The organism is Burkholderia sp. Bp8994, from assembly GCF_003853805.1.
Taxonomy (GTDB): Bacteria; Pseudomonadota; Gammaproteobacteria; order Burkholderiales; family Burkholderiaceae; genus Burkholderia.
In genome coordinates this window covers 1-12713 of record NZ_QTQH01000013.1, presented here as the reverse complement: position 1 = coordinate 12713, position 12713 = coordinate 1, and the positions used below count along the sequence as shown (strand labels likewise).

The 12713-nt window shown below is 65.5% G+C and carries 8 protein-coding genes and 1 pseudogene; all 9 read right to left on the bottom strand.

Going from position 1 to position 12713, the window contains the following annotated elements:
* Window positions 1-314 precede the first annotated feature (314 nt).
* Window positions 315-1619 carry an MFS family transporter gene (locus DIE04_RS15840; RefSeq protein ID WP_124485536.1) on the bottom strand — a complete coding sequence of 435 codons (1305 nt, stop codon included), beginning with the start codon at window positions 1617-1619 and terminating at the stop codon, window positions 315-317.
* A gap of 235 nt (window positions 1620-1854) precedes the next feature.
* Window positions 1855-3534 carry a SpoVR family protein gene (locus DIE04_RS15835; RefSeq protein ID WP_044843597.1) on the bottom strand — a complete coding sequence of 560 codons (1680 nt, stop codon included), beginning with the start codon at window positions 3532-3534 and terminating at the stop codon, window positions 1855-1857.
* Window positions 3531-4799: a YeaH/YhbH family protein gene (locus DIE04_RS15830; RefSeq protein ID WP_044843598.1), complete on the bottom strand. Its 1269-nt coding sequence runs from the start codon at window positions 4797-4799 to the stop codon at window positions 3531-3533. Before DIE04_RS15830 ends, DIE04_RS15835 begins: the two co-directional genes overlap by 4 nt.
* A 125-nt stretch (window positions 4800-4924) precedes the next feature.
* On the bottom strand, window positions 4925-6847 hold the full coding sequence (locus DIE04_RS15825) for a PrkA family serine protein kinase (RefSeq protein ID WP_044843599.1): 1923 nt from the start codon (window positions 6845-6847) through the stop codon (window positions 4925-4927).
* A 543-nt stretch (window positions 6848-7390) separates the two neighbouring features.
* Window positions 7391-9148, bottom strand: a complete 1758-nt coding sequence (locus DIE04_RS15815) for a methyl-accepting chemotaxis protein (protein WP_124522273.1) — start codon at window positions 9146-9148, stop codon at window positions 7391-7393.
* A 279-nt stretch (window positions 9149-9427) separates the two neighbouring features.
* Entirely contained in the window at window positions 9428-10357 is a 930-nt protein-coding gene (gene rbsK / locus DIE04_RS15810; protein ID WP_124522209.1) for a ribokinase, read from the bottom strand.
* Window positions 10354-11385, bottom strand: a complete 1032-nt coding sequence (locus tag DIE04_RS15805) for a LacI family DNA-binding transcriptional regulator (RefSeq protein ID WP_044843601.1) — start codon at window positions 11383-11385, stop codon at window positions 10354-10356. The genes rbsK and DIE04_RS15805 overlap by 4 nt, the downstream gene beginning before the upstream one ends.
* 35 nt (window positions 11386-11420) lie before the next feature.
* Window positions 11421-12440 carry an ABC transporter permease gene (locus DIE04_RS15800; RefSeq protein WP_044843602.1) on the bottom strand — a complete coding sequence of 340 codons (1020 nt, stop codon included), beginning with the start codon at window positions 12438-12440 and terminating at the stop codon, window positions 11421-11423.
* Window positions 12437-12713, bottom strand: a pseudogene (locus tag DIE04_RS15795) (sugar ABC transporter ATP-binding protein); the annotation flags it as partial. The gene DIE04_RS15800 and the pseudogene DIE04_RS15795, both read right to left, overlap by 4 nt.

Genomic DNA, 12713 nt, shown 5'->3' with positions numbered 1-12713 from the left:
GCTCTGCGGGTTTCGTGATGAGGCTTGCAGCGGCTGCATGCGGCGCATGCGCACAAAAAAACGCCCGCTGCACGCAGCGGGCGCGAATCCCAGTCAAGGAGGTGTCACACGAACTACGCGTTCAGAATAAGCGCATCGTCCGCTGCGGACAACGAAGCGATTCCGATATCGATATCGTGCGCCCCGCGATGAGCTTGCACGCGCCCATGCGAAAACGTCACGCATAAAAAAACGGCGCTCCGCCTGCATGGCGGAGCGCCGTCCCGTTGCACGTTGCCGGTCGATGCGGGCAGCCCGGCGGGCTGCCCTGCCGATCACGGTTCGTGACGCAGGTACCCTTCCTTGCTCGGATCGCGCATCCGCCACGACACGATCAGCGAGATCGCGCACAGCACCGTCACGTACCAGTAGAAGGTTTCCTCGCTGCCGATCGACTTGAACCACAGCGCGACGTACTCGGCCGAACCGCCGAAGATCGCGTTCGCGACCGCATACGACAGGCCGACGCCCATCGCGCGCACTTCCGGCGGGAACATCTCGGCCTTGATGAGGCCGCTGATCGACGTGTAGAAGCTGACGATCGCCAGCGCGATCGTGATCAGCACGAACGCGGCCGTCGGGCTCGTGACGGTCTTCAGCGCGTGCATCAGCGGCACCGTGCCGATCACCGCGAACGTGCCGAACAGGATCATCGACGTGCGGCGGCCGATCTTGTCGGACAGCGCGCCGAACACCGGCTGGATCAGCATGTAGACGAGCAGCGCGACGGTCATCACGTTGCTGGCCGTCTTCGCATGCATGCCGGCCGTATTCACGAGGTACTTCTGCATGTACGTCGTGAAGGTGTAGAAGATCAGCGAGCCGCCGGCCGTGAAGCCGACCACCGTGAAGAAGGCGCCCTTGTGCTGCCACACGCCGCGGATCGTGCCCGCGTCCTTCTTGTCACGCGATGCGCTCGTCGACGTCTCGTCGAGCGATTTGCGCAGGTACAGCGAGATCAGCGCGGCCGCCGCCCCGCAGACGAACGGAATGCGCCAGCCCCACGCCTTCAGCTCGTCGTTCGACAGCGCCTGCTGCAGGATCACGAGTACCAGCAGCGCGCACAGCTGGCCGCCGATCAGCGTCACGTACTGGAACGACGCGAAGAAACCGCGCCGCCCCTTCAGCGCGACTTCGCTCATGTAGGTTGCGCTCGTCCCGTATTCGCCGCCCACCGACAGCCCCTGGAACAGGCGCGCGACCAGCAGCAGCGCCGGCGCCAGCGCGCCGATCTGCGCATAGGTCGGCAGCACCGCGATCACGAGCGAGCCGCCGCACATCATCAGCACCGAGATCATCATCGCCGTGCGACGGCCGTGACGGTCGGCGATGCGGCCGAACAGCCAGCCGCCGATCGGACGCATCAGGAAGCCGGCCGCGAACACGCCGGCCGTGTTCAGCAGCTGCGTGGTCGTGTTGCCGCTCGGGAAGAACGCCGGTGCGAAGTACAGCGCGCAGAACGAGTAGATGTAGAAGTCGAACCACTCGACGAGGTTGCCCGACGAGGCGCCGACGATGGCGAACACGCGCCGCCGGGTGTCATGCGCGGACAGCGCAGCTTGGTCGGTCTGGACGTCCATGGGTTGGTCTGTTCCTTTTAGTGCTTTCTGGGCGAGACGGCTCGCGGGCCGTCGCGTACGGTCGCACGTGGCACCGGTTCCGGCGGCACGGCGCTACGGGATTTTAGCGAAATGTAAAGTAACGGGCTTTCCGGGTTCGTCCGGATGTAGAAAATTTTTCTCCCGGTACGCGTTCGTCATATGAAAACGCCAGCCCTCAGGCTGGCGTCCGATGCAAACTGCTCTCGGGCGATCGTCAGACGCGCACCTCCGGCGGCACGTAGCGGCACTCGTAGCGCTTGCGCACGGTCCCGGCCTCGTCGACGCTTTCCAGGAACACGTCGAACTGCCAGAGCCGCGCCATGTGCTTGAGCACTTCCTCGCTGTCGTTCGACAGATGGCGGTTGTCGGTCATGAAATGGCGCAGCGTGAGGCTGCGGTCGCCGCGCGTGTTCACGGCCCACACCTGGATGTTCGGCTCGCGGTGATGGATGTCGTACTGCCGCGACAACGCCTGCCGCACGTACTGGTAGCCGGACTCGTCGTGGATCGCCGACACCTCGAGCGAATCGCGCATGTCGTCGTCGAGCACCGAGAACAGCCGCATCTCGCGGATCAGGTTCGGCGACAGGTACTGCGCGATGAAGCTCTCGTCCTTGAAGTTGCGCATCGCGTAGTGCATCGCCGGCAGCCACGGGGTGCCCGCGATCTCCGGAAACCACTTGTAGTCCTCTTCCGTCGGCGCCTCGCAGATCCGGCGGATGTCGCTCATCATCGAGAAGCCGAGCGCATACGGGTTGATCCCGCTGTAGTACGGCTTCGTGACGGGCGGCTGGTAGACCACGTTGCTGTGCGAGTGCAGGAACTCCATCATGAAGCCGTCTTCCAGCTTGCCCTGGTTGTACAGCGTATTCAGCAGCGTGTAGTGCCAGAACGTCGCCCAGCCTTCGTTCATCACCTGCGTCTGCCGCTGCGGATAGAAGTACTGGCCGATCTTGCGCACGATGCGGATCACTTCCCGCTCCCACGGCTCGAGCAGCGGCGCGTTCTTCTCCGCGAAATACAGCAGGTTCTCCTGCGGCTCAGGCGGATAGCGGCCTTCCTGCTCCTCCATCTGCTCGGGCTTCTTGCCCGGCAGCGTGCGCCATAGCTCGTTGACCTGCGACTGCAGATACGCCTCGCGCTCGCGCCGCAGCGCGGCCTCCTTCGACAACGACGGCTTCTGCGGCCGCTTATAGCGGTCGACGCCGTAGTTCATCAGCGCATGGCACGAATCGAGCAGTTCCTCGACGCGATCGAGGCCGTAGCGCTCCTCGCATTCGGCGACGTAGTTCTTCGCGTACACGAGATAGTCGATGATCGCGTGCGCGTCGGTCCACAGCCGGAACAGGTAGTTGCCCTTGAAGAAGGAGTTGTGCCCGTACGCCGCGTGCGCGATGACGAGCGCCTGCATCGTCATCGTGTTCTCTTCCATCAGATACGCGATGCAGGGATTCGAGTTGATGACGATTTCGTACGCGAGGCCCATCTGGCCGCGGCGATAGCTTTTCTCGGTCGCGAGGAAGTGCTTGCCGAACGACCAGTGGCGATAGTTGACCGGCATCCCGACCGACGCGTACGCATCCATCATCTGCTCGGCGCTGATCAGCTCGAGCTGGATCGGATAGATGTCGAGCTCGTACTGCTCGGCGACCTGCGAGATGTGCGTGTCGTATTCCTCGAGCAGCTCGAACGTCCAGTCGGACGGGCACGGCAGCGGCTTGCGTTCGGCAACGTTCATACGCGCTTCCTTCTGCCCGGCACCGGGCAAGTCGGCGGCCGGCGCCGCCGGTTCGGTCCGGCCGCTTTGCTGCGATGCGGCAGGGCCGGCCGTGTCGTCGCCGGAAGGGCGCGGCGCGTAGCCGCGCGACTCGTTGTGCAGATGGCGGGTCGTCATGACATTTCCACCTGCTTTTCGAACAATTCGCGAAACACCGGGTAAATATCGGCAGCCGATTCGACTTTCTTCATCGCGAGGTGCGGTTGCGACAGCGCCAGCTGTGCGTACTCCAGCCACAGGTTCTGCTCTTCCGGGGCGACCTGGATATACGCGAAGTAACGCGTCTTGGTGAGGATATCCTCTTCCAGGATTTTGCGACACTTCGGCGAATCGTCAGTCCAGTTGTCGCCGTCGGACGCCTGCGCGCCGTAGATGTTCCACTCGGTCGGCGAGTAGCGCTCGTTCATCACCTTGCGCATCAGTTCGAGCGCGCTCGACACGACGGTGCCGCCGCTTTCGGTCGAATGGAAGAAGGTGTCCTCGTCGACCTCCTCGGCGCGCGTGTGGTGACGGATGAACACGACCTCGATGCGCTCGTAGTTGCGCTTCAGGAACAGGTACAGCAGGATGAAGAAGCGTTTCGCGAGATCCTTGCGCTGCTCGTCCATCGAGCCCGACACGTCCATCAGGCAGAACATCACGGCCTGGCTCGACGGTTGCGGCTGCTTCACGCGGTTGATGTAGCGCAGGTCGAACGGATCGATGAACGGGATCCGCCAGATGCGCCCCTTCAGATGATGGATCTCGGCCTCGAGCGTCGCGATATCCTCGCGACGGTCTTCCGGATCGAGCTTCATCACCTCGAGCCGCGCTTCGAGTTCGCGCAGCTCGTTGACGAGCGGCGAACCGAGCGCGATGCGTCGCCCGAGCGCGCTGCGCAGCGAGCGCACGACGTCGATGTTGTTCGGCGTGCCTTCCGCCGACCAGCCCGCGCGCACGTTCTTCCAGCTCGGCACCGTCAGCAGGTGCGTCTTCACGAGGCGCGGCAGTTCGAGGTCGTCGAAGAAGTACTGCATGAATTCGTCGCGGGACAGCTCGAACACGAAGTCGTCCTGCCCTTCGCCTTCGTTGCTCGCCTGACTGCCGCCGCCGCCCGAGCCGCCCTGCGGACGCGGAATCTTGTCGCCGCGCACGTAGTCCTCGTTGCCCGGGTGCACGTATTCGCGACGCCCGCCCGGCGCGTGCCGGAAATTCGGCTCGGCGATGTCCTTGCGCGGAATCGTGATGCTTTGCGTGCTCTGGATATCCTTGATGCTACGGTCGCGCACCGCGTCGGACACGGCACGACGAATGTAGTTCTTGACGCGACGCAGAAAGCGTTCGCGGTTGGCGATGCTCTTGTTCTTGCCGGCCAGCCTGCGGTCGATGATTTGATGAAGCACTCCCGGTCTCCCGCTCGAAAGTCGATCTGCCGGGGCACTCGCCGCGCATGCCGTCTGCCGTCATGCGGGCGGCGCCTCTGAAAGCGCCCGTACGGACTCGCCGCACGGGCGCGGTACCGCGCGCGTCATGACGACTTGCGCACGCGCAGGTACCAGTCGCAAAGCAGCCTCACCTGCTTCGGCGTATAGCCCTTCGCGACCATCCGGTTCACAAAGTCCTCATGCTTGCGCTGCTCCTCCGCCGAACCCTTGGCGTTGAACGAAATCACCGGCAACAGTTCCTCGGTATTCGAGAACATCTTCTTCTCGATCACGACGCGCAACTTCTCGTAGCTCGTCCACACGGGGTTCTTCCCGGCGTTCGCCGCCCGTGCACGCAACACGAAGTTCACGATCTCGTTGCGGAAATCCTTCGGATTGCTGATCCCGGCCGGCTTCTCGATCTTCTCCAGCTCCGCATTCAGCGCGGCGCGGTCGAAGCTCTCGCCCGTGTCGTGATCGCGGAATTCCTGGTCCTGGATCCAGAAGTCCGCATACGTGACGTAGCGGTCGAAGATGTTCTGCCCGTACTCCGAATACGACTCGAGGTAAGCCGTCTGGATCTCCTTGCCGATGAACTCCGCGTAGCGCGACGCGAGTACGTCCTTCACGAACGACAGGTACTTCTGCTCGGTCTCCGGCGGGAACTGCTCGCGTTCGATCTGCTGTTCGAGCACGTACATCAGGTGCACGGGGTTGGCCGCGACCTCACTCGAGTCGAAGTTGAACACGCGCGACAGGATCTTGAACGCGAAGCGCGTCGACACGCCGGTCATCCCTTCGTCCACGCCCGCATAGTCGCGATACTCCTGGTACGACTTCGCTTTCGGATCGGTGTCCTTCAGGTTTTCGCCGTCGTACACCTGCATCTTCGAGAACAGGCTCGAATTCTCCGGCTCATGCAGGCGCGACAGCACCGAGAACTGCGACATCATCTTCAGCGTGCCCGGCGCGCACACGGCCTCGGCCAGCGACGAGTTGCGAATCAGCTTCTCGTAGATCTTGATCTCTTCCGACACGCGCAGGCAATACGGCACCTTCACGACGAAGATCCGGTCGAGCAGTGCCTCGTTGTTGCGGTTGTTGCGGAAGGCCTTCCACTCCGACTCGTTCGAGTGCGCGAGGATCACGCCGTCGAACGGAATCGCGCCGAATCCTTCGGTGCCCTTGAAGTTGCCTTCCTGCGTCGCGGTCAGCAACGGGTGCAGCACCTTGATCGGCGCCTTGAACATTTCGACGAATTCGAGCAGGCCCTGGTTCGCCAGGCACAGGCCGCCCGAGTAGCTGTACGCATCGGCGTCGTCCTGCGCGTACTGTTCAAGCTTGCGGATGTCGACCTTGCCGACGAGCGACGAGATGTCCTGGTTGTTCTCGTCGCCAGGTTCCGTCTTCGCGATGCCGATCTGCCGCAGGATCGACGGAAAGCGGCGTACCACGCGGAACTGGCGGATATCGCCGTTGTATTCGTGCAGGCGCTTGACGGCCCACGGACTCAGGATGCTCTTCAGGTAGCGGCGCGGAATGCCGTACTGCTCTTCGAGGATCGGGCCGTCTTCGTCGTAGTCGAACAGCCCGAGCGGCGATTCGTTGACGGGCGAACCCTTCAGCGCATAGAACGGCACACGCTCCATCAGCTGCTTCAGCCGCTCGGCGATCGACGACTTGCCGCCGCCCACCGGGCCGAGCAGGTAGAGAATCTGCTTCTTCTCTTCGAGCCCTTGCGCAGCGTGGCGGAAGTACGCGACCACCTGCTCGATCACTTCCTCCATTCCGTAGAATTCGCGGAACGCGGGATAGACCTTGATAACCTTGTTCGCGAAGATCCGCGACAGGCGCGGGTCGATGCGGGTATCGATTTGTTCGGGTTCCCCGATTGCAGCCAGCATGCGTTCGCCAGCCGTGGCGTACGCTGACGGATCGTTCTTGCAGAGCGCGAGGTACTCCTCCAGCGAGAACTCTTCCTCTCGCGTTTTTTCGAAGCGGTTCGCGAAGCTGCTGTAAATATCCATGCTACCTCCCTCGCCTGAGTCTGAAGACGTGCCTGCCTTCTATGACTGCGCAGAAGCAAGCGCGTTCGAATTCATCCTAAACCCTTTCTTATTTTTTTTCACGAACTCTTCGTATGAAGTTCGTCATTCTCGACAACACCGCTTGGACAACGCATTTCGACGCTTTACAATCGATCTCCCGTGTCGCGGAAACGGCATCCGCGACGTCTCGTCGAGCATCGGAACGTCTCGTGCGTTGGACACCTCCGTCGTCGTCGCGGCACCCTTCACTCCCCCTTCATCCCTAGACGTTCGAGCGGCCGTTTACGACGACACGCTGCGCGCGCCGTTACAAATTTTTTTCGCATCGTCCGGAGATACCCGTAGTGCGGATGCGAACACGCAGCGCGCGGCGACGCACGAACTTTCACGTGCGCTGTCACATTCCATCGGTCGAAACGACGACGCCCGCATGTCGCGGGCGTCGTGTGCTGCCAAATGGGGAGAGATACGGGGAAAGATACCGGGGAGCGTTACCGCGAAAAGATGCGCGTCACGCGCGAATCAGAACGTTTCCCAGTCGTCGGCGCCGGCAGCCACCGGAGCGGGCGCGGCGGCCGCGGCAGCCGGCTTGCGCGCCGGCGCGGCGCGCTTCGGCGCTGCATCACGATCGTTGCGCGCCACGGCCGGCGCGGGCGGCGAAACCGGCACCGCAGCCGCTGCGGGCACCGCGCGCGGCGCCTGACGTGCGGCGGCAGCGGTCGCCGGCTGCGCCGCGTCGTCGTCGATCCGGAACACCGACGCCGTCTCGCGCAGGCGCGCGGCCTGTTCGTCGAGCGATTGCGCGGCGGCCGCCGCTTCCTCGACGAGCGCGGCGTTCTGCTGGGTGACCTCGTCCATCTGCGCGACCGCGCGCGCGACCTGGTCGATGCCGCCGCTCTGTTCCTCGGACGCCGCCGCGATCTCGCCCATGATGTCGGTCACGCGCTGCACCGCACCGATCACGTCGCTCATCGTGCGGCCGGCTTCGTCGACCAGCGTCGACCCCGTCCGGATGCGCTCCACCGACGCGTCGATCAGCATCTTGATCTCCTTGGCCGCGCTCGACGAACGCTGCGCAAGACTGCGCACCTCGCCCGCGACGACCGCGAAGCCGCGGCCTTCCTCGCCGGCGCGCGCGGCTTCGACCGCCGCGTTCAGCGCCAGGATGTTGGTCTGGAACGCGATTCCCTCGATGATTGCGATGATGTCCGCGATCTTCGCGGAGCTGTCGTTGATCTCGCCCATCGTGCCGACCACCTGGCCGACTACCGTATTGCCCTTGTTTGCAATCTCCGACGCGTTCGCTGCCAGCGAGCTTGCCTGCCGCGCATTGTCCGCGTTCTGCTTCACGGTGCCGGTCAGCTGTTCCATGCTCGATGCGGTTTCCTGCAGCGCGGACGCCTGCTCTTCCGTGCGCGACGACAGGTCGATGTTGCCGGCGGCGATCTGGCGCGCCGCGGTCGCGATCGACTCGCTGCCGCCGCGCACGGTGCGCACCGTGTCGACGAGGCCGCGCTGCATCCTCGCGAGACCGTCCAGGAGCTGGCCCATTTCGTCGCGCCGATGCACGACGATCGAGCGGCGCAGGTCGCCCGCGGCGATCGCGTCGAAATGCGCGAGCGCGTCCGCGAGCGGACGGCCGATCGCGCGGCTGAGCGTCAGCCAGGAAAACGCGGCGGCAACCAGACCGGCCGCCAGCAGGACGATCGACAGCACGCGCAGCGTCTCGTACAACGATTCCGCGCGGTCGAAGCCGGCCTGCCCGTCGGTGAACTGGAAATTGCGCAGTGCTTCGCCCGCAACAGAGAGCTCGTTATAAAGCGTCGAGAGCTGCTTGGCGCCCTCGCCGATCCGGTCGTGGTCGCCCGCCGCGACCAGCCCTCCGAACGCGTCGCAACTGCGCTGCAGCGCCTGCCGCTTCGCGGCGACGTCCTGCGCGAGCCGGTCTTCCTCCGGGCCGCGCGGCAGTGCAAGGTATTTTTGCCACCACGCGTCGGACTGCGTGCGCATCGCGCGGCTGCGTTCCACGGCCGCAGCCGAGTCGGGCGTGCCCGCCAGCAGCGCGGCGCGATCGAGCGCCAGGCGCTCGCGCGCCGCGTACATTTCGGCAACGGCCACGTCGACCGCGCTCGGCATCTGGTTCGTGAAAATCTCGCGCGTCGCATCGTTCGAGCGCGTCATCCCGTACACGCCGAGCACGCCAATCACGCCCAGCAGTACCGCGAGAAACGCCATCGTCAAACCGATGCGCGCACGTATCGTCAGGTTTCCGATCACCATCATTCTTCCTGTATTGCGTCGTCGTGAACGGGCAAGGCCCGTTTTTCGAAACAGTGTTTCGCCCAGGTGTATTTACGACCGGATGTTGCGCAGCTTGATGGTATTCACATCAATTTTTTCAGCAATTCACCAGTTCATTACAGATTCCCGAATAATGGGGGCGAAGCATCGCCGGCCCGCTTCGCGAACGCCCGCGGCAAGCAATCGAGGTCAGGCAAGTGGGGAAGGATGGCCGGCCGCCTGCTGTCGCACGCGCCGGCCGGGATGCGCGATCGGGCCCTATTCGGCCAGTTCGGCGAGCGTGGGAATCGACGGCTGCGCGCCTGCGCGCGTGACCGACAGCGCCGCCGCGCGTTGCGCGAAGCGGATGGCGGCATCGACGTCCGCGCCGGCCGCGAGCCGTGCGGCGAAACCGCCGATGAAGGTGTCACCCGCCGCGGTCGTGTCGACCGCCTTGACGACGGGGGCCGGATAGTGGCGCGCCGCGCCGTCGGCCGTCAGCGCGAACACGCCGCGCGCGCCAAGCGTGATCAGCACATTGCGCGCGCCGGCTGCCCGCAACGCACGCGCCGCGGCTTCCGCCTCGGCCGGATTGCGCACCGGCAGCCCGGTCAGCGCGGCCGCCTCGACTTCGTTCGGGATCAGGTAATCGACCAGCGGCAACCAGCCGTCCGGCAGCGGCGCGACGGCAGGCGCCGGATTGAGCACCACGGTGCGGCCGAGCCGCCGCCCGGCCGACAGCGCAGCGAACACGGCGTCCGGCGGCGTCTCGAGCTGGCAGATCAGCACGTCGGTCGCGGCCAGCGCCGCCTCGTGCCGCGCCACCGTATCCGTCGTGACTTCGCCGTTGCCGCCCGCGACGATCACGATCGTGTTCTGGCTGGCGTCGTCGACGACGATCAATGCGACGCCGGTCGACGCCGTCTTGCTCGTCGCGAGCCGCGAACAGTCGATGCCTTCGGTCTCGAGGCCGGCCCGCAGCGTGCTGCCGTGCGCATCCGCGCCGACGCAGCCGATCATCGCGACCTGCGCGCCGAGCCGTGCGGCCGCGACGGCCTGGTTGCCGCCCTTGCCCCCCGCGGCCTGCGCATACGCGTGACCGGCGAGCGTTTCGCCCGGCAATGGCAGCCGCGACGCCCGTACGACGAGATCCATGTTGAGGCTGCCGACCACCGTCACGCGGCCGGCGCCTGCCGCACGCGCCGTCATGGGCGAGCACCCGGCGCGGCCGGCTCGCGGTAGACCGCCGTCGATTCGCGCAGCACCAGGCGCGGCGACACGACACGACGACGGCTCGGCGCGGCCGTCGAGCCGCCGCCGATCCGCTCGATCAGCGTCTGCGCGGCCATTTCGCCGAGGGCGCGCACCGACTGGCCGACCGTCGACAGCGCCGGATAGGTATAACGGGAGAATTCGATGTCGTCGAAGCCGATGATCGAGCAGTCGTCCGGCACGCGCATGCCGCGCTCGGCCGCCGCGCGCAGCGCGCCGACGCCCATCAGGTCGTTGCCCGCGAAAATCGCGCTCGGGTGCACCGACTCGAACAGCCGCGATGCCGCGTGATAGCCGCCCAGGCACGAAAAATCGCTTTCCGCGATCGCGCCCGGCACGATGTCGATCCCGCGCTCGGCCATCGCGCGGATGAAGCCGTGCACGCGCATCGCGCTGACGGCCGTGTCGGTCGGCCCGGTGATGCAGCCGATCTTCGCGTGCCCGAGTTCGAGCAGATGACGCGTCGCCAGGTAGGCGCCGCGTTCGTGGTCGATCTGCACGAGATCGGCCGCGAGCCCCTCGATGTTGCGGTCGACGACGACGAGCGGCGCATGCGCGTCGGCGAGCGTCTGCGCGAGCACCGCGTCCTCGCCGGCCGACGCGACGATTAGCCCGTCGATGCGCTTTTCCTGCAGCACGCGCAGGTAGTTGCGCTGCTTCACGGGATCGTCGTCCGAGTTGCAGAAGAACACGCAATAGCCGTTGGCCGCGCACTGGTCCTCGATGCCGCGCGCAAGCTCCGCGAAGTACGGATTCGTGCTGTTCGGCACGACGAGGCCGATGGTCGCCGTCGAGCGCGCCTTCAGCGAGCGCGCCACGGCCGATGGCACGTAGTTCAGCTCGCGGATCGCGCCTTCGACCTTCGCACGCACATCCGCGGACACCGGCCGCGAATTGTTCACCACGTGCGAGACGGTCGTAAACGACACGCCCGCCATGGCCGCCACATCCTTGATCGTCGCCATTTCCCGTTTCTCTCTGGTCTGCTTTCTGTGTAGTTTTACCGGGCGCGCGCGCGCCGGCTGCGATACGTATCGAGCACGACCGCCACCACGATCACCGCCCCGGTGATGATCCGTTTGGTCGGCTCGTTCGCGCCGATCTGCGCCAGCCCCGCGGCGAGCACGGAAATGATCAACACGCCGAAGAACGTGCTGATCACCGAGCCGCGCCCGCCCATCAGGCTCGTGCCGCCGATCACGACGGCCGCGATCACCTGCAGTTCGAGGCCCACGCCCGCGTTCGGGTCGGCGGCCTCGAGCCGCGAGATCTGGAACAGCGACGCGAGCCCCGCGAGCGCGCCCATCAGTGCGAATACGAGGATTTTATACGGCCGCGGGTTAACCCCGGCAAGCCGGACGGCTTCTTCATTCGTGCCGATACCGACAAGATAGCGCCCGAACACGGTGCGCGTGAGCACGAACTGCGCCGCGATCATCACCGCGACCGCGATCAGGAACGCCGGCGAGATGCCGAGCGCGATCGGGTTCGAGAGGAAATCGAACGCGTCGCCGATGTAGGCCGTGCGCGAATTCGTCAGCTGGTACGCGACACCGCGCGCGGCCTCGAGCACGCCGAGCGACACGATGAACGACGGAATCCGCCAGCCCACCGTGATCGCGCCCGTCAGCGAGCCGGTCACGGTCGCGACCGCGATCCCGATCAGCGCGGCGGGCAGCGGCCCCCAATGCCATTTCAGCGCGGCCACGCTGACCATCGACGCGGCCAGCGCGAGCACCGAGCCGACCGACAGGTCGATGCCGGCGATGATCAGCACGAACGTCATCCCGACCGACATCACGACGAGATCGGGGATCTGGTTCGCGATCGTGCTGAACGTATCGTAGGTCAGGAAATGCGAGCTGAGCGTCGAGAACAGCGCGATCATCGCGGCGAGCGCGCCGGCGAGCCCGAGATAGTTCGACACGCCGAGCCGCGTGCCGGACAGCGTGCGCGCGCGGCGCCCGGTCACGTCCTGCTGCGCGCCGGCGTCGCTCGGGGATACGGGAGGCTGGGTCATTGCTGTCGTCCTGTCGTCGAAGAGGCGGAAGCCGCGCGCGGCGCGCTTTCCGCATCCGGATGGCGTGCGCCGTCCGGCAGCGCTGCGCGGCCGAAGCCGGCGAACGCCGCGGCCAGCAGCGCATCCTGGGTCCAGTTGCCGCGTTCGAACACGGCGGTCATGCGGCCGGCCGACATCACGCCGATCCGGTCGCAGATCAGCATCAGCTCGCGCAGGTCGCTCGAGACGACCACCAGCGCCCGGCCCTCGCGCGCGAGCGCGCCCATCAGCGTG

Coding starts and splice junctions, on each gene's coding strand:
- DIE04_RS15840 (WP_124485536.1), bottom strand. CDS start 1,619: ATGGACGTCCAGACCGACCAAGCTGCGCTGTCCGCGCATGACACCCGG.
- DIE04_RS15835 (WP_044843597.1), bottom strand. CDS start 3,534: ATGACGACCCGCCATCTGCACAACGAGTCGCGCGGCTACGCGCCGCGC.
- DIE04_RS15825 (WP_044843599.1), bottom strand. CDS start 6,847: ATGGATATTTACAGCAGCTTCGCGAACCGCTTCGAAAAAACGCGAGAG.
- DIE04_RS15815 (WP_124522273.1), bottom strand. CDS start 9,148: ATGGTGATCGGAAACCTGACGATACGTGCGCGCATCGGTTTGACGATG.
- rbsK (WP_124522209.1), bottom strand. CDS start 10,357: ATGACGGCGCGTGCGGCAGGCGCCGGCCGCGTGACGGTGGTCGGCAGC.
- DIE04_RS15805 (WP_044843601.1), bottom strand. CDS start 11,385: ATGGCGACGATCAAGGATGTGGCGGCCATGGCGGGCGTGTCGTTTACG.
- DIE04_RS15800 (WP_044843602.1), bottom strand. CDS start 12,440: ATGACCCAGCCTCCCGTATCCCCGAGCGACGCCGGCGCGCAGCAGGAC.